The sequence below is a fragment of the Pseudomonas sp. ICBG1301 genome (genome assembly GCF_016918385.1).
Taxonomy (GTDB): domain Bacteria; phylum Pseudomonadota; class Gammaproteobacteria; order Pseudomonadales; family Pseudomonadaceae; genus Aquipseudomonas; species Aquipseudomonas palleroniana.
Window position 1 is genome coordinate 664516 of sequence record NZ_JAEKGB010000001.1, and the last position, 25509, is coordinate 690024.

General features: G+C 62.2%; 21 protein-coding genes and 1 pseudogene. 11 read left to right on the top strand and 11 right to left on the bottom strand.

Annotated features, from left to right (window positions below; all coding sequences use genetic code 11):
* Positions 1–26 precede the first annotated feature (26 nt).
* The 7 genes from JBE38_RS03095 to JBE38_RS03125 all read right to left on the bottom strand — a co-directional run bounded on the left by JBE38_RS03095 (position 27) and on the right by JBE38_RS03125 (position 10484).
* A complete protein-coding gene (locus JBE38_RS03095) occupies positions 27–632 on the bottom strand; it encodes a fimbrial protein (protein WP_060756870.1) in 606 nt (201 codons plus the stop codon).
* A 195-nt stretch (positions 633–827) separates the two neighbouring features.
* Positions 828–1475, bottom strand: a complete 648-nt coding sequence (locus tag JBE38_RS03100; RefSeq protein WP_090369896.1) for a response regulator — start codon at positions 1473–1475, stop codon at positions 828–830.
* A 23-nt stretch (positions 1476–1498) separates the two neighbouring features.
* Positions 1499–4672: a hybrid sensor histidine kinase/response regulator gene (locus JBE38_RS03105; protein WP_205343534.1), complete on the bottom strand. Its 3174-nt coding sequence runs from the start codon at positions 4670–4672 to the stop codon at positions 1499–1501.
* 83 nt (positions 4673–4755) lie between these two features.
* Positions 4756–5949 (bottom strand): EAL domain-containing response regulator, encoded by a 1194-nt coding sequence (locus tag JBE38_RS03110; RefSeq protein ID WP_060756867.1) that lies wholly within the window; start codon positions 5947–5949, stop codon positions 4756–4758.
* Positions 5936–8734: an ATP-binding protein gene (locus tag JBE38_RS03115; protein WP_205343637.1), complete on the bottom strand. Its 2799-nt coding sequence runs from the start codon at positions 8732–8734 to the stop codon at positions 5936–5938. Before JBE38_RS03115 ends, JBE38_RS03110 begins: the two co-directional genes overlap by 14 nt.
* A 59-nt stretch (positions 8735–8793) precedes the next feature.
* A complete protein-coding gene (locus JBE38_RS03120) occupies positions 8794–9777 on the bottom strand; it encodes a fimbrial protein (protein WP_060756866.1) in 984 nt (327 codons plus the stop codon).
* Positions 9778–9800: 23 nt separating this feature from the next.
* Complete coding sequence (locus JBE38_RS03125; RefSeq protein WP_240202386.1) at positions 9801–10484, bottom strand: fimbrial biogenesis chaperone; 684 nt, start codon at positions 10482–10484, stop codon at positions 9801–9803.
* Between the two features lie 204 nt (positions 10485–10688).
* Between JBE38_RS03125 and JBE38_RS03130 the strand changes: the two genes are divergently transcribed.
* Positions 10689–11210 carry a chemotaxis protein CheY gene (locus JBE38_RS03130; protein WP_090369905.1) on the top strand — a complete coding sequence of 174 codons (522 nt, stop codon included), beginning with the start codon at positions 10689–10691 and terminating at the stop codon, positions 11208–11210.
* A 95-nt stretch (positions 11211–11305) separates the two neighbouring features.
* Here the strand turns inward: JBE38_RS03130 and JBE38_RS03135 are convergent, their stop codons facing one another.
* Positions 11306–12382, bottom strand: coding sequence for an aldo/keto reductase (locus JBE38_RS03135; RefSeq protein WP_090369908.1), 1077 nt, complete (start codon positions 12380–12382; stop codon positions 11306–11308).
* A 131-nt stretch (positions 12383–12513) separates the two neighbouring features.
* On the opposite strand from JBE38_RS03135, the gene JBE38_RS03140 reads away from it, so the two are divergent.
* The 6 genes from JBE38_RS03140 (at position 12514) to JBE38_RS03165 (ending at position 17552) form a co-directional block, all read left to right on the top strand.
* Positions 12514–13191, top strand: coding sequence for an ABC transporter ATP-binding protein (locus JBE38_RS03140; RefSeq protein ID WP_090372352.1), 678 nt, complete (start codon positions 12514–12516; stop codon positions 13189–13191).
* The gene (locus tag JBE38_RS03145) at positions 13188–13979 is read left to right on the top strand and encodes an ABC transporter permease (RefSeq protein WP_090369910.1); all 792 of its coding nucleotides are present in this window, start codon (positions 13188–13190) and stop codon (positions 13977–13979) included. Before JBE38_RS03140 ends, JBE38_RS03145 begins: the two co-directional genes overlap by 4 nt.
* A 120-nt stretch (positions 13980–14099) precedes the next feature.
* Positions 14100–14732, top strand: a complete 633-nt coding sequence (locus JBE38_RS03150; protein WP_090369912.1) for a glutathione S-transferase family protein — start codon at positions 14100–14102, stop codon at positions 14730–14732.
* A gap of 18 nt (positions 14733–14750) precedes the next feature.
* Positions 14751–15671 (top strand): LysR family transcriptional regulator, encoded by a 921-nt coding sequence (locus JBE38_RS03155; protein ID WP_205343536.1) that lies wholly within the window; start codon positions 14751–14753, stop codon positions 15669–15671.
* Positions 15671–16549 carry a LysR family transcriptional regulator gene (locus JBE38_RS03160; RefSeq protein ID WP_205343537.1) on the top strand — a complete coding sequence of 293 codons (879 nt, stop codon included), beginning with the start codon at positions 15671–15673 and terminating at the stop codon, positions 16547–16549. Before JBE38_RS03155 ends, JBE38_RS03160 begins: the two co-directional genes overlap by 1 nt.
* Before the next feature lie 85 nt (positions 16550–16634).
* Positions 16635–17552 carry a pyridoxamine 5'-phosphate oxidase family protein gene (locus tag JBE38_RS03165; protein WP_205343538.1) on the top strand — a complete coding sequence of 306 codons (918 nt, stop codon included), beginning with the start codon at positions 16635–16637 and terminating at the stop codon, positions 17550–17552.
* Between the two features lie 319 nt (positions 17553–17871).
* Here the strand turns inward: JBE38_RS03165 and JBE38_RS03170 are convergent, their stop codons facing one another.
* The gene (locus JBE38_RS03170; protein WP_090369920.1) at positions 17872–18330 is read right to left on the bottom strand and encodes an REP-associated tyrosine transposase; all 459 of its coding nucleotides are present in this window, start codon (positions 18328–18330) and stop codon (positions 17872–17874) included.
* Between the two features lie 119 nt (positions 18331–18449).
* Positions 18450–19937 (bottom strand): aldehyde dehydrogenase family protein, encoded by a 1488-nt coding sequence (locus tag JBE38_RS03175; RefSeq protein ID WP_205343539.1) that lies wholly within the window; start codon positions 19935–19937, stop codon positions 18450–18452.
* Positions 19938–20172: 235 nt separating this feature from the next.
* On the opposite strand from JBE38_RS03175, the gene JBE38_RS03180 reads away from it, so the two are divergent.
* Together JBE38_RS03180 and JBE38_RS03185 are read left to right on the top strand one after the other, a co-directional pair.
* Positions 20173–21342 (top strand): p-hydroxyphenylacetate 3-hydroxylase oxygenase component, encoded by a 1170-nt coding sequence (locus JBE38_RS03180; protein WP_205343540.1) that lies wholly within the window; start codon positions 20173–20175, stop codon positions 21340–21342.
* A 57-nt stretch (positions 21343–21399) separates the two neighbouring features.
* Positions 21400–21879 (top strand): annotated as a pseudogene (locus tag JBE38_RS03185) (flavin reductase family protein); the annotation flags it as partial.
* Positions 21880–21911: 32 nt separating this feature from the next.
* On the opposite strand, the gene JBE38_RS03190 reads toward JBE38_RS03185, so the two are convergent.
* The gene (locus tag JBE38_RS03190; protein WP_205343541.1) at positions 21912–23234 is read right to left on the bottom strand and encodes a hypothetical protein; all 1323 of its coding nucleotides are present in this window, start codon (positions 23232–23234) and stop codon (positions 21912–21914) included.
* A gap of 217 nt (positions 23235–23451) precedes the next feature.
* On the opposite strand from JBE38_RS03190, the gene JBE38_RS03195 reads away from it, so the two are divergent.
* On the top strand, positions 23452–24951 hold the full coding sequence (locus tag JBE38_RS03195; protein ID WP_205343542.1) for an APC family permease: 1500 nt from the start codon (positions 23452–23454) through the stop codon (positions 24949–24951).
* Entirely contained in the window at positions 24896–25480 is a 585-nt protein-coding gene (locus tag JBE38_RS03200) for a DUF3156 family protein (RefSeq protein WP_240202387.1), read from the top strand. The genes JBE38_RS03195 and JBE38_RS03200 overlap by 56 nt, the downstream gene beginning before the upstream one ends.
* The last annotated feature ends 29 nt before the right edge of the window (positions 25481–25509 follow it).

The following is a 25509-nucleotide window of genomic DNA, read 5'->3' on the forward strand; positions in this document are numbered from 1 at the left end:
TCGCACGTCGGGTGCCGGGGCGCCGATTATTCGTATTGCAGGATGAACGGCAGGGTTGCATCACCACGACCGGCAACGGCCGAGCCGGCGGCTGCGGTGGTCACGTAGGCGGCTGCGAAGCTCAAGGTGGCGTCGCCGCCTTCGGAACCTTGGCCGTGAATGGTGCTTTCAATGCGCGCCGTGGACGGCGAGCTGAGATCGATCAGCGCGCCGTTGCTGTCGAGCAGGGCGATACCGACGTTTTTCGCCGAAGCGGAGCCGGCGTTCAGCGCCAGGACTTTCTTGCCGGTGACCAGGCCCGAACCGCCGTTGTTGGCGTCAAAGATCATCGCGACCTTGGTGCCTGCGTTGCAGTTGACGTTCAGGTTGAAGTCTTTGGCGGTCACGCGACCGGCAGCCGGGTTTTCTGCGGTGCCCATGTCCTTGATCGAAACGTTGCCCATGTCGACCGAAATGGTGCGGTCGGAGTTGGCGCCGTCCACCGAGCATGCATCGTTGTTGATCACGCCGGTGAAGGTGATTTTGCCGCTGCCACCCAGGGTTGGAGTGGGGGTTACCGGGTCTGCGGCGAATGCACTGCCGGAAGCGGCGATAATGGCCGAGGCGATAACAGCCAGGGAAAACTTCTTCATGATGATGTCCGTAAGTGTTAGTTGGGAAATGCTGTTGTTGAACTGCCCGCAAAGAGTAAGGGGCAGTGGCAGGCGGGCAAATAAGACGATTCTTATAAGTGGCACGAGGGGCGGCAAGTTTGCGCGGGTTGAACAGCTTTTAGGCCCGTAAATAAAGGGCAAAGCCATTATCCAGGAATGGCTTGCAAGTGCTTGTTAGTTGAAAATGTTGCGGGCCAGGCAATAAGCCAACAAGTCTTGGTCGCTGCTCACTTCAAGTTTGCGCATGGCTGAAATCTTTTGCGCGCTGATGGTTTTGGAACTTCGGTTCTGGCAGCGTGCAATATCACTCACGCTCATGCCGGCAATAAATAAGCGCAAGATTTCGAACTCTTTGGGTGACAACGTGGAAACGCGTTCGTCGATCGCCGTCAGCGTCTCGATCACCGAGGTCTTCGGCGGCTCCAGGCTGTGATAGGCGCCTTGTTGCGCAATGGCTTTGAGCGCCAGTTGAATCTCGGTGTGCAATTGGCTTTTCTGGATGATGCCGACCACGCCCAGTTCCTGCAGGCGGGTGAGGATCAGGTGATTGGAAATCATCGTCAGGATCAGGACCTGCACCTGCGGGAAATGCCGTTTCAGGTACTCCACCAGTTTCAGCCCGTCACCGTAGGGCGAGTCGCCCGGCATGTTGTAGTCGGTGATCACGATGTCGACCACCTGGCGTTGCAGCAACTCGATCAAGCCCGCCGAACAGACAGCCTCGCCCACGACCGCAAAGCGCGTATCACGCTCCACCAGTTCGCGTACACCGAGCAGCACGATCGGGTGATCGTCCGCGATAACCACGTTGAATGTTTTCATAAGGGGCCGTCCGTAGTGCCAGTTCAAGTGAGTGAAGTGTGCCCAGGCTGGAGCGTCTCCAGGATGGCCGACATTCGCTGCATGACCGCCTTCACGTTGAGTACCAGTGCGGTATTGAGGCTGCTGCTGTTGAGTGCACTTTCCAGTTCGATGCAGGCCTGGGACAGCGCCAGTGCCTGCACCGCGCCCAGGGCACCGGCGACTGAATGCAGGCGCTGCCCGAGGCTGTGCGCATCACGTTGCTCAAGGGCTGCGCCGATCTGCTGCAGGTCTTGGCGCAACGTGCTGATGAACAGGGGGCGCATCGTGTCCGACAGTTGCACGCGGTCATCGAAAACCGCGACGGCGCGCTCCGGCGGCGGCTTGGCCTGGCAAAACTTGATCAACTGCGCACGCAAGGTTTGCAGGCTCAAGGGTTTGACGATCCAGGCGTTCATGCCCACCGCCAGGCAGCGCACGCCTTCTTCGCGCATTGCGTTGGCGGTCACGCCGATGATCGGCAACTGCGGATCATGCTCGCGCAGCTTCCTGGCCAGTTCATAACCGTTCATCAACGGCATATTCACATCGGTCAGTACCAGGTCGAAGACCTGCGGTTGCCACAGTTGCAACGCCTGCTCACCGTTGACGGCCAGGGTCACCGAGCAACCCAGCGCCTCTAGCTGTTCCTTGATGATCGCCTGGTTGACCGGGTTGTCCTCGGCGACCAGGATGCGCAACCCCAAATGACCGGCGCTGCGCGGCTGTGCCGCTGCGGGTTGCTCATACTTGCCGTGCTGCGCCAGTGACACGGTGGCGGCGAGGGTGCGCACATCATGCAAATCGACTACCCAGCCTTGCGCCGTATGCAGTGGCGGGCTGTGTGCGCCCGGCAGGCAGAGTACACGTGGGCCGGTCCAGGGGCAGGGGGGCTCGCTGGGCAGCAGGTCGACCAGCACCGCGTGGCGGCTGTCTTTTTCCTGGATGGCCGCCGCCAGGTCGGCCGCAATGCCCAGGCGATTGAGCCAGTCACTCATCGACTGTGCCAGTTCGCGCACCGGTGCCTGCACGTACACCGGCGTGGGGCTCGGTTCGATCACTGGCGGGTGGGGCAGTGCCCCGCTGCACAAGGGCAGGCGGATTTTCAGCGTAAAACTGCTACCCAGGCCCGGCTCGCTGACCAGCCTGATTTCACCGCCCATCATCTGCGCCAGCCACCGGCATATCGGCAGCCCCAGGCCGGCGCCACCTTCGCTGGCCGTATCCGGTGCCTGGTAGAACAGGTCGAACAGCTTGGCCTGCTGTGCCTCGGGGATGCCGACGCCGGAGTCGGTGACTTGCCATTCCAGATCGACGCTGTCGCTGTCGCGCCCGATCACCCTGGCACGAATGACCACACGGCCGGTGTCGGTGAACTTGATGGCGTTGCTCACCAGGTTGTTGAGGATCTGGCGGATGCGCATCGGGTCGCCCATTACGCAGTCAGGCAACTGCGGGTCGATGCAGCTGTAGAGCTGCAAGCCCTTGCGCTGGGCGAACGCGGTGTAGGTGTGCAGCGTGTCTTCGAGTATGTCCAGGGGGCAGAAGTCCATGGCTTCTATCGCCATTTGCCCGGACTCGATCTTCGAGACATCCAGCACATCGCTGATCAGTTGGAATAGCGTGGCTGACGAGCGCTGGATGGTGTGCAGGTAGGTTTGCTGGTGCGGGTCCAGGTCGGTCAGGCCGAGTAACTCAAGGGTGCCCAGCACGCCATACAACGGCGTGCGGATTTCATGGCTCATGGTTGCCAGGAACAGCGTCTTGGCTTCGTTGGCGGTGTCGGCGGCGTGACGTGCCTCCTCCAATGATTGCGCATCTTCGATGTGCCGGGTGATGTCGTTGAACGCGTACAAACGCACGTCTTCGGCCTGATAGCGGGTCGACACGAAGCCGATTTGCAGGTGCCGGCCTTCGATCTCCAGATGCGTCTCGCCATGCTCGGCTGGGTCATGTTGACCGGCCATGGCCGCCACCAGGCGGGCGGTGCCCGGCCATTGCTGGGCGCGCTGGTTTTCGATCAGTACCTTGCCGTCGCTGCGTCGCACCACGCACAGCCCGGTGGGGGCGGTGTCGATGATGACGCGGCTGAACGCCATGCTTTCGGCAATGCGTTCATGGGCCAGGCGCGCTGGCGCGATGACCTGGCGTCGATACCAACGGCTGCCGGCCCAACCCAGGGTGATCAGGCTGGCCAGCAGCAGCGCCAGGGTACTCAGCGGCCATACGGCGGAGTGGAAGAAGTGCGAGTAGTTCAGGCCATAGACCGCGCTCCACGGCTGGTCGCCTGCGTGGGTGATCTTGAATTGAAAGCCATTGGCGGTGAAATGCACGCCATCACTGAGTGACGCCGGTGTCGGAGGCCCGATCAACCGCTCGCCGTCCGGCGCAATCAGCGTGAAGCGATCAAACGCCGAGTGATCGAGGGCACGCTGTACGTCGTCGACCTGCGACAGATCGAGCAAGGTGCCGACTACCGTCTGGCCCTGGCTTTCGAGTGGCAGGCCGATATAGGCCAGCAAGTGTTCGGGCTCGGGTCCGGTGTGCCAATACACGCGATCCTGCTCGAGCGGTTGCGGCGTTTGCGTGAGGATCTGTTGCACCGCATTGACCAACGTCACCAGATTGCCGGTTTCCTCGGTGCCTTCCCTTCGCTGGTAGCCCACCGACGGAATGGTGATGGTGTAGTTCGCCTGGCGGTTGGACAGAAAGGTTTGCGGCGCCTCGTACGGCGACGAGGACCAGAAAGCGCTGTAGTAGCTGGTCAGGTGCGCGCCCAAGGCAAAAATCGCCGGCCTGGCGGCGACACCCACCTGCTGCTCATCGAACTTGACGCTGAACGGCACCGAAAACGAATACTTCTGGCCTTCGTACAGCGTGCGGCGATTGTCGACCATACGGCTTTTCAGACTGACCTGGACGTGGGTGGCGCGTAGCAGTTCGGCCTGGATGCCCGGATGGGTCAGGCTCTTGAGGTAGGTTTGCTGCTCCGCGAGGTTTTCCATCAGGCGCGTGAAGTGAAAGCGCGTCGCGCCGTAGCGGGTTTCGATGCCTCGTTGCAGTGACCAGTAATTGGTGAGGACCAGCAGCAACGCGATTCCAATCAGTACCATCAGGCCTTTGTTCAGGCGCGCAGAGCTACGGGTAAAGGCTTCGAGGATCGCGTTGTTGTGCTTCATCAGGAGGGTCCACAGGCGCAGGATAGATCGGCACTGGAGGGCGCTTGCTCTTTAATAAAGCGCAAATGATCCGGGGCCGCCAGCTAGTGAGATGTCGCGGGGCCATCATTGTTCAGTAGTTGCTGAAATTGGTCTGAAGACACCGCGTGAGAAATCAGGAAACCTTGCACCTGATTGCAGTCGATCTTGCGTAACAGGGCCAGTTGCTGGGGTGTTTCCACGCCTTCGGCGACCACCGTCAGGCCGAGCTTGCGGCCCAGTGCGATGATGCTCGCCAAGGCCTGGGCGATGCCTTCGTTGTCGTGACTGCCTTGCACCAGGGCCTGGTCGATCTTCAGTTCGGTGAAGGGCGTGGACACCAGGTTCAGGTACGAGCTGTAGCCTTTGCCGAAATCGTCCTGGGACAGCCCGAAGCCCTTGATACGCAGGCGGCACGCCCCGGCATAGAAGTTACTGATGTCCTGCGGTACCGAGCACTCCATCAGTTCGAAGCAAATCATTCCCGGGATCCCGTTGTAGTGCAGCACGAACTCCAGCAGGCGGTCGGCCAGGTCATGGCTGTTGAGCAGGTGGGTGGGCAAATTGATCGACACGGGTATTTCATAACCGCGCTGGCGCCAACGCTCCTGGGCATGGATGGCTTGCTTGAGGACCACCCACAACAGGCGTTCCTCCAGCTCGAATGCCTTGATCGCCGGCAGGAACGCGGCTGGCAATAGCACGCCTTGCTCAGGGTGCATCCAGCGCACCAGGGCCTCGGCGGCGACGATACGGCCGTTGGCCAGGGACTTTTTCGGTTGGAACCAGGCCTGGAGCTGGCCGTTGCCCATGGCCTGGACCAGCGTGTGGCGGTCGATATCCAGGTACTCGGTCAGGGCGGGAGAGGGCCGGTGTACCTTGGTCTTGAGTTGCTCCACCAGGCTGCGCAGGGCGTCGACGGCGACCGGTTTGGAGATCAGTCCGATCACCTCGACATCGAGGTTTTTCGCCACCAGGCTGGCCGCCATCAGCATGCGCCGCGAAGCCGCGCTCATGATCGCCAGCGCCGGCTTGCAGCGCAGGTTGGCCAGGCACTGGATAAATTGCACACCGTCCATGCCGGGCATCAGCAGGTCGGTCAGTACCAGATCAAAATCCCGCTGGCGCAGACGCTCCAGCGCTTGTTTGCCATCCTCGGCGGTTTCGAGGCTGAAATCCCCCAACTCGCTGAGCAGGTGCTGCAGGTAGATGTGCTGCAGGGGGTGGTCCTCGACGATCAAAATACTAAGGGGCTTCATGGGTGGTCCGTGCATAAGGTGCCAGGGCGTTCAATAGCGCCCGCAACGCAAAGGGTTTGACCAGGCAATGGTTCATGCCGGCGGCCAGGCACAGGTCGGCTTCGCCGCGCATGGCGTTGGCAGTGGCCCCGATAATCGGTAGCCTGCAGCCCTGGCGCCGCAATTCGCGCGCCAGCTCATAGCCGTTGATGTGGGGCATGTTGACGTCGCTCAGCACCACGTCGAAATGCCCGGCGCTGTACAACTGCAGCGCCTCCTGGCCGTCGGCCGCCAGTTCCACCGTGCAGCCGAGTTCTTCGAGTTGGTCGCGCAATATCAGTTGGTTGATGATGTTGTCCTCGGCCACCAACAGGTGCAGGTTGAGGGCGTCCACGTCGCTCTGGCGTGTCGGCTCATCGCTGCGGGCCACCCACAGCCCCTGGGCCTGGCTGACAGCCTGATGGATGGCACCGAGGTGGTTGAGGTTGACGTGCCACGCGCCGCTGTCAGCTTCTACGGTGGTGCTGGCGTGACTGCTGACATGGATCACCGGCCCCGGCCAGTCGGGTGCCAGCAGGGGGTCGACGCTGCCGGGGTGCAATTGCAGCAGCAGGTTGTGGTCGGGCAGGTTCGGCAGGCCGGGCTGGGCGCGTGCGCCCCAGCGACGCAGCCAGCCGCTGATCGCGTGGGCGAGTTCCGGAATGGGCGAGGCGACGTAGACGGTGTCGGCTAGTAATGCGCTCAGCGGCAGGGTGGGCGCCTCTTCCAGCGGCAGCGTGAGGCTGAAGCTGCTCCCCAGGCCCAGCTCGCTGACCATGCGCAGCGAGCCGTTCATCAGCTCGGTCAGGCGTTGGCAAATCGGCAGGCCCAACCCGGTGCCGGCCACCACATTGGTGTTGCCTTCGCTCTGGTAAAACGGCTCGAAAATCATCGCCTGGTCTTCCTGGGCGATGCCTTTGCCGGTGTCCGAGACTTGCCACAACACACTGGACCGCTCGCCGTCGCGGCCGAGCACCTTGACTCGCAGCACCACGCGCCCGTAATCGGTGAACTTCACCGCGTTATTGAGCAGGTTGTTGAGGATCTGGCGGATACGCGTCACATCGCCGATCAACCGTTCGGGCAACTTGGGGTCCAAGCAGGCGTACAACTGCAAACCCTTGCCTTGGGCGGCTGCGGCATAGCCCTGGATGATTTCGTGCACCAGGTCCAATGGCGAGAACTCGCTCATCTCCAGTGCCAACTGCCCGGCCTCGATCTTGGACACGTCAAGCACATCGCAGATCAGTTGCAGCAATGTGGCGGACGAGCCTTCGATGGCCTGCAGGTAGTCTTTTTGCTGGGCATCCAGTTGGGTTCGGGCCAACAGCTCCAGGGTGCCCAGCACACCGTACAGGGGCGTGCGGATCTCATGACTCATAGTCGCCAGGAACAGGGTTTTCGCGGCGTTGGCGGCGTCCGCCGATTGCCTGGCCTCTTCCAGTGCAGCCTCGACCTGCTTGCGCGCGCTGAGGTCGCTGAAGGCACAAAACAGCACGTCTTCACCCTTGTAGCGGGTCGGCGCGCTGCTCAAGTACAGATGCCGGCCGTCGACGGTTTCAAAGTAGTCGCTGCGTTCGCAAGGCTCGCCGGCAAAGGCTTGCTCGATCCAGCCGTCGCGCAGGGCTTCGCGCTCCGGGCCGTTGCCGAGCCACTGCTGGGCCAGGGTGTTTTCCAGCACCACCTGGCCATCGGTACGGCGCAGTACACACAAGGCGACGGGCGCGGTCTGGATGACGTCGCGGCCAAAGGCTTCGCTCTCGATCAGGGCCTGGATGCGATGGATCGACGGGATGATGAAGCGCTGGTCAACCCGGCGCATCACCAGCCAGATCAGCGTGAGGCTGAACAGGCAGAACAACAATGAACCGAGCAGTTGTTTCCACAGACCGGTGACCACCGCGCGCAGATCAATGGAATACATCAGTTGCCAGTCGGAGGATTTCAAATGCTTGCGGATCACCAAGTGGTCGGGTAGCCAGCCATTGCCGACAAATCCGAAAAAACTGTCTTCGCCCGGCTTGAGGCGCTGTTGGCTCAGCCGTGTATCGGCACTGTTAGTGAAGACCAGCATGCCTTGGGAGTTGAGCATCATGAACTCGCCGGCACTCTGGTCGCTGAGCGTCGAGGAGACCTCGCGGCTCTCCATCTCCAGGCCCAGCCAACCTGAATTGACATCGCGCTCGTCCAGGCGGATGAACACGTACAGGTGCGAGTGGTGCTCGGTCCTGTCACTCAGCCATAGCTCGCCGAGGGTGCTCGGGTCACGATATTGCAGGGCCTTGAGGCGGTTGAGCATGCACTTGGACGTCGGCAGCACCTGTGCGGTCGAGTTGTAGAGGCGGGTCACCTGCGGGCTGGGGCCGGCGTTCACGTAGAGCAGGTTGAGTTGCCGGGCCTTCAGGTAGTCGCGCATGCGTGCGGTCAGCCAGATGCTCCATTGGTTGCCAGGGATATCGCCCAGTTGCAGATGTTCTTCTTCCGGGGACGGCGGATAGATCCGTGACTGTTTGCGCACCGCCGACAGGCTGAGGCTTTCCAGCAGGGCCTCGCGATTGGTGAAAAAAGTATGTGCCTCGGCGATGGCACTGCTCATGTAGCCGCGTCGTTGGGAGATATCGTTGTTGAAGGTGGACAACAGGAAGGTATAGACGCCGCTCAAGATACCAATCAGTAACACGGTGGCAAACGTACGAAGCAGCCTTCTGGCTGCTTCGGGTCGGGAGAGGACGGGGTTGATCTGGAGCAGATAACTTTTCAATCGCATCGACAGAGAGTAGTGGCAGATCGCTGCCAGTGGCATAAGACGATCCTTAAAGTCGCCGGCTACTTGTAGAACATGTCGACCACCACCGCCGCCTCGAAAGCCCCGGGAATCGGCAGGGTGCGCCAGCTCAAGTCCGCACGGAAATCATTGCGCGCCTGGCCGGAACCCATCAGCGTCTGCAAGGTGAACCAGTCATTGAACGGCAAACGCAGATCGCTTTCGGCACGCGACAACGAGATGCCGACCGAGCTGTTGTTGGCCGGCACCAGCAATCCGTTGATCACACTGCCGCCGCCCGGGGTGGTGGCGAAACGTGCGTTGACGGTGTAGGGCGTGTCGCAGGCTTTGCGCAGGCTCAGGTTGAAATTCGCGGTGCTGGCCACCGCGCCGATCTGCGCCGTGCGCGAAGGCGTGGGGAAGTTGACCACGCTGGGGGTGATAGTCAGCTCGGGCGCGCAGGGCACGAAACGGATGTCGTTCATACCGGTGACGATGTAGTTAAGGTTGCTGTTGGGGTTGGTGTTCTGTCCACGTACCCCGTCGAGTTGAAATACGCGGTATTTGGCCAGGGTGCTGGCCTGACCATTGGGCGGTGTCTTGCCATATTTCTCGATGAACACACTGAAGTTCAGGGTGAAGCGCGCCTTGTCCCAACCGGTGCAGTTGGACAAGTTGCAGCCATGGTCCGAGAAGAAGCCGGTACCGACCTTGCCGGTGCTTTGGGTGATTGGTGTGTTGTTGTAGCGAATACCCACACGGATACCTTGGCCGATGCTGACACTGGCCGGGTTGACGTAGAAATACACTTCTTCGCGGCCGTGGTTGCGGTCATCCTTGCACAGTACATTCGTGGAGCGTGGGCCTGACTCCCAGATGATTGTGCCATCCGGCGCGTCGGCCGCCACCGCCAGCGAGGTACCCAGGGGGTTGATGTCCTCGTACGCGCCGCTGCCATCTTCCACGCAGGCCAGGGCATGGCTGGTGGCGGGCAGCGCGGCGCAGCCCCACAGCAAGAATGGGAGAACACGTTTGATGAGTGACATAGGTGCCAATACCCCGCGATGGATCAGTTGAGCGCCGCGCGGTGGCGGGCCTGCAAACCGATGTCGTTGATTTCGGTGAAGTGAAGGGTGGTGCCTTTGGGCAAAACGCCCGGCGTGGTCAAAGTGATGCTTTCGTGGGGCTTGAGCAGCAGATAATCGCTGAGCGCCTGGGTGTCGGTGTGCACGTTCACCAACGACAGGTGAAACGCGCTGGGATTACTCACGGTGATGCTCTTCGCGTCGTGGCGGCTCCACACCAACTGCTGCAACGCTTCGGTCGAGCCGCCTTCGAGCGTGGGCGGTCGGTAGAACAGCTTGAGGCGTTGGCGGATCGCAAATTGCACGCTGCCGGGCTCTTTCGGCTTGAGCGGGACCTCCATGAAGTTGAGCCAGAACAACGATTCACGATCGCTGGGCAGTCCGGCGCCTGCGTAGAGCACCCGCAGCCGGTGATGCTCCCCTGGCCCCAGTTTTACCAGCGGCTCGGTGGCGGCAAACGGCACATCGCGGTTGGCGGTTTCATCTTCGGCGGTGATCCAGGTTTGCACCACCACGTCTTGTGACGCCTGGTTGACCACGTTGATGCCGGCGGCCTTGTCCTGGCCGAAGTAAATCAGCCGTGTACCTTCGATTTTCAGCGCGGCGCGGGCCGGTGGCGCCAGGGCCAGCAACGCACCGGCGATCAGCAGGATTCGCAAAAGGGGCATCAACACAATCAATTCCATCGGGCATTTGCAGACGCAGACCATGGTAGAGGCAAGCCGGCGGCAGGGCTTTCAGGCGATTCTTAAAAGTGCGCTCGCGCTGCGTCTGCCGTTTCAGAATCGCCTTAAAGTCATAGCCGGGTGCCGACCGTTACCGTATTCACCGTTGAATGATCGACGTGGATGCCCAACTGTCAGGTTTACCCTATGTCTAATAAAGCGCTACGCCTTCTGATTGCCGATACCGACCTGCTGCAACGGATCAAGATCGAGAAAATGCTTAACCAGTTGGGTTATCACCGTATTGCGCCCATCAGTTCATTCGACGAACTGCAGGGGCTGACACGTTCGGTGGGGGTAGCGTTCGACCTGTTGATCATCAACACCGCGCTGGTGCATTCGCGAGAAGTCAACCTGCTCAAGTACTGCCACGACAACCCGCTGATCCGCCACACCCTGATCTATGACGGGCAATGCGCATTGAGCTCGGTGGTGTCGGTGTCGGTCAGCCAGACCCTGCACCTGTCCCTGTCGCAGTCGCCCGACTTCAACTCGCTGCGCCGCTGCATGGAAATCGTCGACCCCGCCCACAGCCCTCCCGTGGTTGAACGCCCCACGTTGCGAGCGGTAGACACGCGAAACCCGCAATCGCCGATAAGACTGCGCCCCCATGACCACGGCGATTCGGCGGTGGTGGCGTGTGCGGTGGGGTTGACGCCCAAGCGGTAAGGGGGGCCACCCTTTTTGCGGAAGATCGCGTAGAGGGCGCCTGACGGGAAATAGACTGCGCAAGGCGACCCTCGGCGGGAGGGTCGCCCCCTCCATCACTTGTCCTTGCGGGCATCCATGGTCTTTTGGTGCTCGGCCAAAAACGGCTGCTCTGCCGGGTCGAAGCGGTCGATCCCGGCGGTGAAGCGGTGCCAGTACGGATACAACGGCTGGCGCCGGGTGACGGCTTCGATGCGCGAAGACTGCGCCTCGGTGAGTTTCAATTCAGTGGCGGCGAGGTTGTCGCGCAGGTGCTCTTCGGTGCGGGCGCCGACGATCAGCGCGGTGATGCCGGGGCGGTCCTTGAGCCAGGCCAGGCAGGTGCGCGCCACCGACACACCCAGCTCATCGCCGACGGCCGCGAGGGTTTCGATGATATCCAGGGCGCGCTCGCGGTCATGCACATAGGGTTCCGGCCAGTCGCTGCCTTGGCGTGTATTGGCTGGCGGGTTTTGCCCGCGTCGGGTCGAGCCGGTCAGCAGACCTTCGCCCATCGGGCCCCACACCAGGGTGCCGACGGACTGGTCAAGCGCCAGGGGCAGCAACTCGTACTCGGCCTCACGGGATTCCGGGGTGTAGTAGATCTGTTGGGTGAGGGGCTTGAGCATGCCGTGCAGCTCGGCTTTGCCCAGGGTTTTCATCATCTGCCAGGCGGTGAAGTTGCTGGTGCCGAAGTAGCGGATCTTCCCCGAACCGACTAACAGCCGCAGCGCTTCAAGGGTCTCTTCGATGGGCGTCAGGCCATCCCAATTGTGCAATTGGTAGAGGTCGATGTGATCGGTGCCCAGGCGCTTCAAACTGGCCTCACACGCGCGGATCAGATGGTAGCGCGAGGCGCCGGAGTTGTTCGGATTATTGTCCACGGGGCTGCGGCCCTTGGTGGCCAGCAGGATATCGTTGCGCTTGTCACCCAAGGCTTTGCCCACCACTTCCTCGGCCAGGCCGTGGGAGTAGAGGTCAGCGGTGTCGACCATGTTGACCCCGGCCTCGAACGCGATGTCGAACATGCGCCTGGCCTGGGGCACATCCACCGCGCCGCATTTTGCAAACTCGGCGCGACCGCCGAACGGCACGGTGCCGAGGATGATTTCAGATACCAGCAGGCCGCTATGGCCCAGTTGTCGGTATTGCATGTCGCCTCCTACCTAACGTTGCACGTGAAGGTGTGAACGACGTGAGGGGCGATAGTTTGAATTTTTTCATGAAAACTTTGTGCGGCTGCCGCACCATGTCCGCCAACCGGATCAAGAGGAACACCCTGTCCATGAGCGCACTGATAGAAACCCGCGCCCTCACGCGCCAGGACGAGCGTCGCCAGGCGATTTTGCTGCAACCCACCGACTTCAGCTTGAACCGCGCCGACCGCGTGTCGATCACCGGTTCCTCAGGCTCCGGCAAAAGCGTATTCCTGCGCGCACTGGCCCTGCTGGACGCGCCCAGCTCCGGGCAGATCCTGTGGAACGGTCAACCGATTGCTAACTCAGAGATTCCCCATTACCGCAGCCATATCAGCTACCTGTCCCAGCGCCCGGCGTTGATCGAGGGGACTGTGGAGGACAACCTGCGCTTCCCGTTCAGCCTCAAGACCCTGCGCAAGCGCAGCTTCGATCGGCAAGCCGTGATCACGTTGCTGGAGCATGCCGGTAAGCAACCGGACTTCCTGACTAAAAACGCCGGCGATCTGTCGGGGGGCGAAGCCCAGGTGGTGTCGTTGATCCGCACCCTGCAATTGAACCCCGAAGTGCTGTTGCTGGATGAACCCACCGCCGCCCTCGACCCCACGTCCTCCCGGGATGTCGAAGCGCTGATCGATGCCTGGTACGCCGCCGATAAGGCCCGCGCCTACCTCTGGGTCTCCCACGACCTGGAGCAGGCCCGGCGCATGAGCGACCTGCATTTGCAGATGAGTGCCGGTGTTCTGAGCGGAGTCGCCCAGCCATGAATTATCAAAACCTGACCGCACTGGACATGGGCATCGCCGCCTCGCTGATCCTGATCAACGGCGCCTTGTCGCTGTTGTTGCGCCTGGGCCTGGAGCGCCAGTTGCTGTGGGCCGCCGTGCGCACGGTGGTGCAGTTGATGGCCATCGGGTACCTGCTGGGCTGGGTATTCGAGTTTGCCTACTGGTACGTGGTACTGCCGTTGATGTGTGCGATGACCTTGATCGCCGGCATCTCGGCGGCGGGACGTGGGCGACGCACTTATCGCGGGCAGCGGGTCGACAGCATCGTGTCGGTCTGGGGCAGTTCGTGGCTGGTGACGGCGGTGGGCCTGTTCGCGGTGATCCGTATCCACCCCTGGTATGAACCGCAATATGCGATCCCGATCCTCGGCATGATCCTGGGCAATACGCTGACCGGCGTGTCGTTGGGCATTGAGCGCATGACCCAGGAGCTGACCTCGGGGCGCAATACCATCGAGATGATCCTGGCCCTGGGCGGCTCACGCTGGGAAGCCGCCCAGGAGGCGATCCGCCAGGCCGTGCGGGCGGGGATGATCCCCACGCTGAACCAGATGACCGTGGTCGGTATCGTCAGCCTGCCGGGCATGATGACCGGCCAGGTGTTGGCGGGGGAGAGCCCGCTGGACGCGGTGCGCTACCAGATCGTGATCATGTTCCTGATCGCCGCATCATCGGCGCTGGGCACGGTCGGTGCAGTGCTGCTCACCTACCAGCGGTTGTTTTCCGCCAGCCACCGGTTTCTGCGTGACCGGCTGGAGGAGCGCTGAGCACCCTCGCGGTATTGTTTCATGCTGTGAAATGCTGGATTGTAAATCCTGGTGATTCCAACGATTTGCACTGCGGTGGAACATGACCGGCGTCGAAACCCCCACCTTTGGAGCGTCTCAATGTCCCAGCCTGCGATCAAACTGTATGGTTTCCCGTTGTCCGGCCACTCGCATCGGGTCGAGTTGATGCTGTCCCTGCTGGGGCTGCCCATGGAATTCATCCTGGTGGACCTCAAGCACGGCGCGCACAAAACCGCGGAATTTCTGACTGAGGTCAACAGCTTCGGACAGGTCCCGGCGATTGATGACAACGGCATGGTGCTGGCGGACTCCAACGCCATCCTGGTCTACCTGGCCGCCACCTACGGCAAAGGCCAATGGCTGCCGAGCGATCCGGTGGGGCAGGCTCGCGTACAACGCTGGCTCTCGGCCGCGGCCGGCCCCTTGCATGTAGGGCCGGCGTCGGCGCGCCTGGCCGTGGTGTTTGGTGCCGAGATCGACACCGCCAATGCCATCGCGCGCTCCCACGCCTTGCTCAAACTGGTGGAACAGCAACTCAGCCAGACGCGGTTTCTTGTCGGTGAGCAACCGACCATCGCCGATATCGCGTTTTACTCCTACGTGGCTCACGCGCCGGAAGGCAATGTGTCGCTGGCCGACTACCCTAAAGTGCGGGCCTGGCTCGCCGGCATCGAGGCGTTGCCGGGCTTTGTCGGCATGCCTCGCACGGTAGCGGGCCTGCAAACACCGTAACGTCCACAAGGGGCGCCGATGGACCGATTTCATGAGATGCAGGTGTTTCTGGCGGTGGCCGAGGAGGAGGGCTTCGCCGCCGCCGCACGCCGCCTGAATACCTCACCGCCCAGCGTGACCCGGGCCATCGCCGCCATGGAGGCGCGCATCGGTACCCAATTGCTGGCGCGTACCACACGCAGCCTGCATTTGACGGAGGCCGGCCAGCGTTACCTGGAAGACTGCCGACGCATCCTGGCCGAACTGGATGAGGCCGAAGAGGCGGCGGCAGGCAGTTACTCCAGCCCTTGCGGGCATTTGACGGTGACCGCGCCGGTACTGTTCGGCGAGCGGTATGTGGCGCCGGTGCTGGGGGATTACCTGGATCGTTTTCCGCTGGTGACGCTCAACGCGTTGCTGGTCGACCGTGTGGTGAACCTGGCCGATGAAGGTGTTGATGTGGCCGTACGCATCGGTCATCTGTACGAGCCGGGGCAACAGGCAATCAAAGTCGGCGAGGTACGCCGGGTGGTCTGTGCGGCGCCGGCCTTTCTCGATCAACACGGGCGGCCTCGGCATCCCGCCCAATTGCGTGACTTCAAGATCGTCACCTCGTCCGCCAGCCAACGGGTGCACGAGTGGGCGTTTTTCGACCAGGGCCAGCCGGTGACGGTGCCTATCGAACCGCGCCTGGTGGTCACGGCGAATAACGCGGCGATCAACCTGGCGTGCCTGGGCTGGGGCGCGACCCAGGTGTTGTCCTATCAAATCGCGGCGCAGGTGGCGGCGGGCGAGCTGGAGATTGTGCTGGAGGCGTTCGAACCGGCACCGCTGCCGATCCAGGTAGTGTTTCAGCAGAGTGCCCGCGTACCGGCCAAAGTCAGCACCTTCGTGGATTTCCTCAGCCAGCGGCTGGGCCAGGACGCCGCGCTGAACCCGGCGATGACGCGGCGCGGCTGATGGAGCGTTATCGCGATATGCAGCTGTTTGCCGCGTTGGCCGGGCACACGAGCCTGGCCGCGGCGGCACGTGCAACCTGTGTCTCCGCGCCGACACTGGTACGTGCGGTGGCGCGGCTGGAGGCACGGTTGCGCGTGCCGTTGCTGCTGCGCAGTACCCAGGGTGTGCGCTTGACCGACGCGGGCCAGGCGTACCTGGCCGATTGTGTGCGCTTGCTGGCGGCCGTGGATGCTGCTGAAGCTTCGGCCAAGGGCTTGCAGACTGAGGCTCAAGGCAACCTGCGGGTGTTTCTGCCGTTTCTGTTCAGTCGCTACGTGATGGCGCCGGTATTGGCCGCTTACATGGAGCGTTATCCCGACGTGCACCTGAAAGCGTGCTATCACGATTACTACCCGAACCTGCATGAAGAAGGTCTGGATGTAGCGATCCTTGTCGGCCACTTGCCCAACTCGTCGCTGATCGCACGGTCGGTGGGGCAGGTGCGGCATATCCTGTGCGCCAGCCCCGACTACCTTGCAACCCACGGCGAACCCCAGCACCCGGACGATCTCAAGCAGCATCGGCTGATAGCCGGAGGCGACCGGGTGGCTTGGGATTTCCACGGCTACCAGCTCAAGGCCCGTGCCCGCCTGGGTTGCACCACGGTGCAGGGCGCGATCAATGCCGCCGTGCATGGGGCGGGGCTGATCCGCTGCCTGAGTTACCCGGCGCACGAGCATTTGCGCAGTGGGCAGCTGCGTCGGGTATTGGCCGGTTACGAACAGCCGCCACTGCCCGTGCAGGTGGTGTATCGCGAAGGCCGCAACGCACCGATGCGCGTGCGCAGTTTTGTCGAGCACTGTGTGGCGCAGCTGCGTGAGCATCCTGCATTTCAGTGAGTGTAATAGTGGATTGCCTGACGTGGTTATTCGCACACGGGCTGTCAGGGCGCAGCATAGGGCTCTCCAGCATGAGGTGCTCAGCATGAACCCCATCGAACCATCCCTCCGGCAGACATCCCCCTGGCATGCCGGCGAACGTTACCTGCAAGCAGCGGTTGGCGTGGCCGACCGCATGGCCGTGGTCGGGCCCAAGGTGATTCGCGATCACCTGCCGGAACAACACCGGGACTTCTATCCCTTGTTGCCGTACCTGGTACTGGGCGTGGTGGACGAGCAGGGCATTCCCTGGGCGACGATGCTTGAAGGCGCCCCCGGCTTTGCCCACTCGCCGGACCCGCAGACCTTGCAGATCGACAGCCTGCCGTCCACCGGCGACCCGGCCCGCACGGCACTGCACGTCGGCGCCTCGGTGGGCCTGCTGGGGATCGACCTCAACACCCGCCGCCGCAACCGCATGAACGGCCGAATCGAGGTGCTTGATCACGATGGCTTCTCGGTCGACGTCGTGCACACCTATGGCAACTGCCCCAAGTACATCCAGTTGCGCCCGGTCGACGCGATTGCACGTAAACCCGGCACGCAGGTTGAGCGTCTTGACGGCCTGGATGACGCGGCGCAAATGATGATTCGCAGCGCCGACACCTTCTTCGTCGCCAGCTACGTCGAAGTGGACGGCCAGCGTTCGGTGGACGTTTCGCATCGGGGCGGTAACACCGGTTTTGTGCGGGTCGAGGGCAACGTGCTGACCATCCCTGACTTTGCCGGCAACCTGTTCTTCAACACCCTGGGCAACCTACAGGTCAACCCGGTGGCGGGCCTGTTGTTCATCGACTTCGAGTCGGGAGAGGTGCTGCATCTGGCCGGGCGCACCTCGCTGATCCTGGAGGGGCCCGAAGTGGCCCGCTTCGAAGGCGCACAACGGTTATGGACGGTGACGGTGGAACAGGTGATACGTCGCCCAGCGGCACTGGCCCTGCGCTGGCATAGCGGGCCCTTGTAGTGAGCGGGCTCGCCCCGCGCTGGGCGGCGCAGCCGCCCCAATAAGTCCGCTGCGTTGTTTCAGAGAGACCGAGGCGCTTGGGTTTGGGGCCGCTTCGCAGCCCAGCGCGGGACAAGCCCGCTCACTACGGGCCGGTTTTAGAAGCGGGCACGCAACCCATCACCCGAGCGCCGAACGCTTGTAGTGAGCGGGCTCGCCCCGCTGGGTGGCGCAGCCGCCCCAACAAGAACGCCGCGTTGTTTCAGTGAGACCGAGGTGTCTGGGTTTGGGGCCGCTGCGCAGCCCAGCGCGGGGCAAGCCCGCTCACTACGGGCCGGTTTCAGAGCCAGGCGGCATCCCATAATGAATAGTCCCCGACCCGCTCTACCAAACCCGCGCGCAGCGGGTTGGCAACGATATAGCGCGCCATTGTGCGTACATCGTCTTCTACACGCACAGCCCTATCGTAATAGCCTGGTTGCCAGACGCGTTCTTTGCTTTGGCGATACCTGTTGATTGTCAGCGTACTGCGTGACTTGATACGACGAACGACGTCGGCCAGCGTTTGCTGTTTCAACTCAAACAGCCAATGGATATGGTCAGGCATGATGACCCAGGCCATGGAGTCGACCAAACCAAGTTCATGAACCTGCCGGAGCTCGGCAACCAGCAGGCGACCCAGAAACAGGTCGGTAAAAAACTGCTGGCGTTGGTGAACGACGATGGTGATGAGGTAGCTACGCCCATGTTCCGAGTAGCGACCGTGACGCAGGCGGTGGGTTTGGGGTGTGGGGCGCAATCCGTTGCTCCTGAGAGAGTCCTTCAGAGCATTAACGCTAGCTTGTGGTTTACTCGAGCCTGCACCACTTGGTCACTGGATATGTTTGGGAACGGTGCTATTGCTGACCTTCAGTTCGCTCAATACCGAATCATCACCGACTTGAGCTCGGTGTAATCCTCGATAAATGCACTGCCAAACTCGCGGCCTACCCCCGAGGATCGATTCCCCCCAAACGGCACCGCCGGGTCGAGCAGTGTGTGCATATTCACCCACACCGTGCCCGCCTGGATGGCCGGTACCATGCGCAGGGCTTTGCCCAGGTCATGGGTCCACAGGCTGGCGCTGAGGCCGAAGGGGCTGTTGTTCATCAGGGCGAGCAGTTCGTCTTCGCTGTCGTAGGGCAGGAAGGTGGCGATAGGGCCGAAGGTTTCTTCATTGAGCAGGGTGTCGTTGATATTGTTGGCCAGGATCACCGTGGGTTCGACGTAGCAACCGGGGCGATCGAGCAGGGTGCCGCCATGGATGATTGTGTTGTGCTCTGCGCGGGCCTGGGTGAAGTAACCGAGCAGTTTGAGTTGGTGCTGGCGGTGGGTCACCGGGCCGAATTCGGTGCGTTCGTTCAGGGGCGAGCCGATGGTCAGGCGGCGCAGGCGCTGGCTGAGTTTTTCCAGTACCACGTCGATCTGCGAGCGATGCACGAAGAAGCGTTCGGCCGCCGCGCAGATTTGCCCGGAGTGCAGAAACCCGGCCTCGATGATGCCCTCCACCGCTTTGTCCACGTCCACATCGGGCAGGAACCCGGCAGCGTTCTTGCCGCCCAGCTCCAGGGTCGTGCGGGTCAAGCCTGCCCCCATGGCGCTGCGGCCCACGGCGATGCCGGTGGGCACCGAGCCGGTGAACGACACCTTGTGGGTGCCGGGGTGTTCCACCAGGCCCTTGCCGACGTGGCCACCCCCGGTCAGCACATTGAGCACGCCCGCCGGCAACCCGGCTTCGATGGCCAGCTCAGCGATGCGCAGCAGGGTCAGCGGTGTGAATTCGCTGGGTTTGATGATGATGCTGCAACCGCACACCAGCGCCGAAGCGAGTTTCCAGATGGCGATCATGGTCGAGAAATTCCACGGCACGATGCCCACCACCACACCCACCGGTTCGCGCAGGGTGAAGGCGGTGTAGCGCTCGCCATTGAAGGAAGGCAGCGATGGCGTGATCGTCTGGCCGCTGATCTTGGTGGCCCAACCGGCGTAATAACGCAGGAAGTGCGCGGCCTGGTCGACCTCGAAGGCGCGCGCAATCTGGATGATCTTGCCTGACTGGCAGGTTTCGATCTGCGCCAGTTCTTCGCGGTTGTGTTCCAGCAGGTCGGCGAGTTTCAGCAACACATTGCCGCGTGTCGCCGGTGCGGTCTGGGACCACCGCGCAAAGCCGCGGGTGGCGGAGCTGACGGCGGCGTCGATATCCGCAAGGTCCGCGTCGGCAACCTGGGCGATGACCTGGCCGGTGGCAGGATTGGTCACGGCCAGTGTCTGGTCGGCATGGCTCGGCACGTTGATGCCGTCGATGAACAACCCATGGCGGCGACGCAGAAAAGCTTCGACCTGAGGCAGCAGCGGGATATCGCTCATGAAAGATTCCTGGCAGTTCACTGAGAAAAACCGAGGGTAACCAACGGCTATCGAGGTGGCTTGACTGTGCCTGCCAGGTTTTATGCCTGTGCCTGCCGAACTTGTGAAAAGTACAACCTTGCCTGTGGAACGTGCATTTTGCGCCCGGGCCATGCGGTCGATACTGGCCCTGCATCCAGCGTCGCTCCTCGATCCGGAGCGTGTGCCGGACCTCCAATAATAAGCAGGGCCATCCATGAAAAAGCCAAACCCACTGCTCGAAGACCTCAAGCCCCTCCTGCCCGCCATCGCCGCGAATGCGGTGCGCGCTGAACAACTGCGCCAAGTGCCGGATGAAAATATCGCCTTGCTCAAAAGCATCGGCCTGCACCGTGCTTTTCAGCCCAAGGCATTTGGTGGCCTGGAGCTGTCGCTGCCCGAATTCGCCGACTGCATCGCCTTGCTCGCCGGCAGCTGCGCCAGCACCGCCTGGGCCATGAGCTTGCTGTGTACCCACAGTCACCAGTTGGCGCTGTTCTCGGCGAAGTTGCAGCAGGAGATCTGGGGCGAGAACCCGGATGCCACGTCCAGCAGCAGTATCGCGCCGTTCGGGCGGGTGACGGAGGGCGAGGGCGGTGTGTATTTCAGTGGCGAGATGGGCTGGAGCAGTGGCTGTGACCATGGCGAGTGGGCGATTGTCGGCTGCCGCCGCGAGAACGCCGAAGGCACCCAGGATTACTGCTTCGCGGTGCTGCCGCGCAGCGACTACCAGATCCGTGATGACTGGTACGCCGCCGGTATGAAAGGCAGCGGCACCAAGACCTTGCTCATCGACAACGCCTGGGTGCCCGAACACCGTATCCAGAAGGCCAAGGACATGATGGAAGGCAAATCCGCAGGTTTTGGTCTCTACCCCGACAGTCAGATTTTCTATGCACCGTATCGGCCGTACTTCGCCAGCGGTTTTTCCACCGTCAGCCTCGGCGTGGCCGAACGCATGCTGGAGGTGTTCCGTGAAAAAACCAAAAACCGCGTGCGCGCCTACACCGGTGCCGCAGTGGGCGCCGCCACCCCGGCGTTGATGCGCCTGGCCGAGTCCACGCACCAGGTGGCTGCTGCCCGCGCCTTCCTTGAAAAAACCTGGCAGGAGCATGCCGAACACAGCGCGGCGCAGCGTTACCCGAGCCGCCAAACCCTGGCGTTCTGGCGTACCAACCAAGCCTACGCGACTAAAATGTGCATTGAGGCAGTCGATCGCCTGTTTGCTGCAGCGGGGGGTAATGCCTGGTTTGAGTACAACGAAATGCAGCGCCTGTTCCGCGATTCCCATATGACCGGCGCCCATGCCTACACCGATTACGATGTCTGCGCGCAAATCCTCGGCCGTGAGCTGATGGGGCTTGCGCCGGACCCGAGCATGGTGTGACACGTTCTTCACTCATAACGATGAGGGTGCCCCACGGGACGCGCCCGGGAGTCTTGCATGTCTGACAACTGCCTTTTCGACCCACGGGCCTTTCGCCGCGCCCTGGGCAACTTCGCCACCGGTGTGACCGTGGTCACCGCGGCCACCGCCTCCGGGCGCAAGGTCGGCGTGACCGCCAACAGCTTCAACTCGGTGTCCCTCGACCCACCGCTGGTGCTGTGGAGCATCGACAAACGTTCCAATAGCCATGAAGTGTTCGAGGAGGCCAGCCACTTCGCAGTGAACGTACTGGCGGCAGACCAGGTACACCTGTCCAATAATTTTGCGCGCCCCCGTGAAGACCGTTTTGCCCTGATCGAGTACGAACCGGGCGAGGGTGGTTCGCCGGTATTCGCCGATTGCAGTGCACGCTTTCACTGTGAGAAATACCAGCAGGTGGACGGTGGCGACCACTGGATCATGATCGGCAAGGTGGTGGCTTTCGATGACTTCGGCCGTGCGCCGCTGCTCTATCACCAAGGTGCATATGCAGAAGTCCGGGCGCTGCGTCCGTGCGCGCCCGAGGAAGTTCAGAAGGGGACGGCGACCACCAACTGACTGTAGACATTGGTGCCGTTGCCACCGACCTGGTTGCCGCCGGTCTCTGCCCCCTTGTTGGGTTTATACAGGCCCAGCAGGGGGGTGATGATCAGGTGCTCGTTGACTGCCCACTCGGCGTACAGGTCCAGCTCGCGGCCATCCAGGTTGAGTTGGCCACGGGTGCTGACGGTGTTGTAGTCGAAAAACAGTGCGCCGAGGGTGACGTTGTCCAGCGGCTTGACCTTGAGTGCCACGTGTTGCACCGCCGTATTGGTGTTGTACGGCCCGGAGTAGTTGCCCGCCACTTCGCCTTGTACCCAGGTGCCGTAGCCTCGGTTGAAGCCTGAGAACATACCGTCCCAGTTTTTCGAATAACGCGCGTAGCGATACGTCAGGTCGGGTGACCACGGCAGGTCGGCGAAGGTGTAGCCGGCTTCGGCGTAGCCGGCGTTTTCCTGGCTGTCGCGGCGGTCCTGGCGGGCCAGTTCGAAGGCGAAATGTGCATGCTCGATACCGGCATTGCCGGTGCCGCGCAGGCTGTAGAGGTTCATGCCTTTGCGTTGGCGTTGTACATCGCTGGCGAAGCGTTCATCCACATCGATTCCGTGAAGATAGGTGAGCCCCAGGGTGCCCGGCGCGGCGCTGTATTCCAGGGTGCCGGCGGCCATTTCGGTCATGGCCTGGGCCGGGTTATCGGATTTGATCCACATCAGGCTGCCATGCACGCCCTCCTTGCCGCCCAGGCGGATCACGGCGGTCTTGTCGAAGGCATGGCGCGCCGCGATGTAGTAGGCGCCGCCCCGGTTGAACTCACCATCACCCACGCCTTTGCCCAGATTGGGCCCGTCGTCGTTGACGATAAAACCGTCGCCCAGGGTGATGACCTGTCGGCCGAACGACAGGTCCACGCCGTCTTTGCCCAGGGCCGGGAACAGGTCGCCGGAGCGCCAGCCGGCAAAGGCTTCGTCAAACTTGGTGGTGCGTTCCTGGCCGGTGGTGACGCCGGAGGCATCGCCGTCGCCCCAGGTACCGGAACTCACCAGGTTGGCAGTGCCATACACCCCGCCAAAGCTGCCCAGGCTCTGGTTCACGCTCAGGCCATACTTGATGAAAGCCTCTCGCCAGGTGGAACCGCCGCTGCGCCCGTCGTAGTTCTTCGGGCTGTTGAACATGCCGTAGACGGCAAGGAAATTGCCGGTGACCTGGGTGTCGGCATTGGCGTACAACTCGATGGCGCAGGCTTTGCCCGCCAGCAAGGTGATGCCCAGCACGACCGCCTGGCGCAGGCGACGATTTTTCAGGGTGTGCTCCATTGTTATTGCCCCCATCTTGGTTAAGAGTGAGGGCGCATTAGGGCGAGCGCCGGGTGTTGAAGTCTTTCATTTGCGTGCCAGGGAATTGACCCTGGCCGCCAGACCCTGCGCCGTGGCAGGGAGCAACAAAACCGGCGGCACACAGGGGCAAGACGAGCAACTCGGGTGGGGCGCAGAGTGCCGATACATTAAAAAAACCGTTTTCGAGGGCCCCACCATGTCGAGCAACGACCCACTCACCGCGCACCTCAACCGGGGTACGGTAGGTTTTCCCACCGCGTTGGCCAGCACCATCGGCCTGATCATGGCGAGCCCCGTGATACTCACCGCAACCATGGGGTTCGGCATCGGCGGCAGTGCGTTTGCCCTGGCGATGCTGATCGCGGTGGTCATGATGCTGGCCCAGGCGACCACCTTCGCCGAAGCCGCCGCGATCCTGCCCACCACCGGTTCGGTGTACGACTACATCAACTGCGGCATGGGGCGTTTTTTTGCGATCACCGGCACCTTGTCGGCCTACCTCATCGTGCATGTGTTCGCCGGCACCGCCGAGACCATCCTCTCCGGGGTCATGGCCTTGGTGAATTTCGAACACCTCAATACCCTGGCCGAATCCGCTGGCGGTTCATGGCTGCTCGGCGTGGGCTTCGTGATGGTCTTCGGCGTGCTGAATGCCTTCGGCGTCAGCGCGTTCGGCCGTGCGGAAATCATCCTCACCTTTGGCATGTGGACCACCCTGATGGTGTTCGGCGTGCTCGGCCTGATCGCCGCCCCGGCGGTGCAGTTGGACGGCTGGTTCGGCGCCTCGTTGGTGGGCACGGACCTGATCACGGTGCTGTCACTGGTGGGCATGGCGATGTTCATGTTCGTCGGCTGCGAGTTCGTCACACCCCTGGCGCCGGACCTGCGCCAATCGGCCAAAGTGATGCCCCGTGCGATGATGCTGGGGCTGATGGGGGTGGCCACCTGCATGTTCATCTACGGTGCGGCGATGAAGCGCCAAGTGGAAAACGTGGTGCTGGATGCGGCGTCCGGCCTGCATCTGCTGGACACCCCCATGGCCATTCCCAAATTCGCCGAGCAGGTGATGGGGCAGGTCGGCCCACTGTGGCTGGGCATCGGCTTTCTGTTTGCCGGGGCGGCGACCATCAATACCCTGATGGCGGGTGTGCCGCGCATCCTCTACGGCATGGCGGTGGACGGTGCGCTGCCCAAGGTCTTCACCTACCTGCACCCGCGCTTCAAGACGCCGCTGCTGTGCATCCTGGTGGCGATGCTGATTCCCTGCCTGCACGCACTGTACCTGGGCGGTAACACCGACAACATCATGCACCTGGTACTGGCGGCGGTGTGTGCGTGGAGCTTTGCCTACCTGCTGGTGACGGTATCGGTGGTGATCCTGCGCATTCGTCGCCCGGATTTGCCGCGTGCCTACCGTTCGCCATGGTTTCCGTTGCCGCAGATCGTATCGAGTATCGGCATCCTGTTGGGCATGTGGTTTATCACACCGCCCGGCATGCACCCGGCGGACATTTATGTGCCATTTGGCGTGATGCTGGGCGTGACGGCGGCGTATGCATTGTTCTGGACCCTCGTGGTGCAGAAGGTCAACCCCTTCAAGCCGGCCTCCGTGGAGGAGGTGCTGGCCAAGGAATTCAGCAATGAACCGGGGCATCTCCATGACGGCTATGGCGACTTTGCGGCAAAAACTGTTTGAGCTGTTGCGCGCCGACCGCGCCCCGAGCGGCTATCGGCCAGGGGTGACCCTGGCGCATTTGCGACGCAATCTTGGGCTGGCCACACTCGAAGTGGACGGCTTCGCGTTTGAGATCGTCGAGCGCACCGAGGCGCAGCTGTTGATGCACTTGGTCATGACCGAATTTGTCCTGCAAGTCCCCGCTGGGGCAGGCGGCGCTGGGAGTTTTGAGGTGCAGCATGGAGGCGCGATTCGCCGCACTGGTCTTCGTGTGCGGCGCCGCTGCGGCGACCCGGCGCTGGGCCGTGAGTTGCAGGCGCGGTTGCACGCCGACGAGGCGCTGTACCAGGCCCTGATGCCACTGGATTTCAAGCGTTTGCGCCTTGAACTGCGCGACCGGCAATGGACCGTGCGGCTGGAACATATGGGTGGCAGTGAAGTGGTCAATCGAATGCCGGCGTTTCGGCGTTATATCGCCCTGAGCCCGGTACAACGCGGGCATTTGCTCGCGACGTTGGCCGGGTTGCCACGGGTGTTATCGAACCTCTGATTGGCATCATTAGTGCTTCTGCAATGGCA

What these genes read in the sequence shown, in the direction of transcription:
- JBE38_RS03095 (WP_060756870.1), bottom strand. Translation starts at nt 632, where the DNA reads ATGAAGAAGTTTTCCCTGGCTGTTATCGCCTCGGCCATTATCGCCGCT.
- JBE38_RS03100 (WP_090369896.1), bottom strand. Translation starts at nt 1,475, where the DNA reads ATGAAAACATTCAACGTGGTTATCGCGGACGATCACCCGATCGTGCTG.
- JBE38_RS03105 (WP_205343534.1), bottom strand. Translation starts at nt 4,672, where the DNA reads ATGAAGCACAACAACGCGATCCTCGAAGCCTTTACCCGTAGCTCTGCG.
- JBE38_RS03110 (WP_060756867.1), bottom strand. Translation starts at nt 5,949, where the DNA reads ATGAAGCCCCTTAGTATTTTGATCGTCGAGGACCACCCCCTGCAGCAC.
- JBE38_RS03115 (WP_205343637.1), bottom strand. Translation starts at nt 8,734, where the DNA reads ATGCGATTGAAAAGTTATCTGCTCCAGATCAACCCCGTCCTCTCCCGA.
- JBE38_RS03120 (WP_060756866.1), bottom strand. Translation starts at nt 9,777, where the DNA reads ATGTCACTCATCAAACGTGTTCTCCCATTCTTGCTGTGGGGCTGCGCC.
- JBE38_RS03125 (WP_240202386.1), bottom strand. Translation starts at nt 10,484, where the DNA reads ATGCCCCTTTTGCGAATCCTGCTGATCGCCGGTGCGTTGCTGGCCCTG.
- JBE38_RS03130 (WP_090369905.1), top strand. Translation starts at nt 10,689, where the DNA reads ATGTCTAATAAAGCGCTACGCCTTCTGATTGCCGATACCGACCTGCTG.
- JBE38_RS03135 (WP_090369908.1), bottom strand. Translation starts at nt 12,382, where the DNA reads ATGCAATACCGACAACTGGGCCATAGCGGCCTGCTGGTATCTGAAATC.
- JBE38_RS03140 (WP_090372352.1), top strand. Translation starts at nt 12,514, where the DNA reads ATGAGCGCACTGATAGAAACCCGCGCCCTCACGCGCCAGGACGAGCGT.
- JBE38_RS03145 (WP_090369910.1), top strand. Translation starts at nt 13,188, where the DNA reads ATGAATTATCAAAACCTGACCGCACTGGACATGGGCATCGCCGCCTCG.
- JBE38_RS03150 (WP_090369912.1), top strand. Translation starts at nt 14,100, where the DNA reads ATGTCCCAGCCTGCGATCAAACTGTATGGTTTCCCGTTGTCCGGCCAC.
- JBE38_RS03155 (WP_205343536.1), top strand. Translation starts at nt 14,751, where the DNA reads ATGGACCGATTTCATGAGATGCAGGTGTTTCTGGCGGTGGCCGAGGAG.
- JBE38_RS03160 (WP_205343537.1), top strand. Translation starts at nt 15,671, where the DNA reads ATGGAGCGTTATCGCGATATGCAGCTGTTTGCCGCGTTGGCCGGGCAC.
- JBE38_RS03165 (WP_205343538.1), top strand. Translation starts at nt 16,635, where the DNA reads ATGAACCCCATCGAACCATCCCTCCGGCAGACATCCCCCTGGCATGCC.
- JBE38_RS03175 (WP_205343539.1), bottom strand. Translation starts at nt 19,937, where the DNA reads ATGAGCGATATCCCGCTGCTGCCTCAGGTCGAAGCTTTTCTGCGTCGC.
- JBE38_RS03180 (WP_205343540.1), top strand. Translation starts at nt 20,173, where the DNA reads ATGAAAAAGCCAAACCCACTGCTCGAAGACCTCAAGCCCCTCCTGCCC.
- JBE38_RS03190 (WP_205343541.1), bottom strand. Translation starts at nt 23,234, where the DNA reads ATGGAGCACACCCTGAAAAATCGTCGCCTGCGCCAGGCGGTCGTGCTG.
- JBE38_RS03195 (WP_205343542.1), top strand. Translation starts at nt 23,452, where the DNA reads ATGTCGAGCAACGACCCACTCACCGCGCACCTCAACCGGGGTACGGTA.
- JBE38_RS03200 (WP_240202387.1), top strand. Translation starts at nt 24,896, where the DNA reads ATGAACCGGGGCATCTCCATGACGGCTATGGCGACTTTGCGGCAAAAA.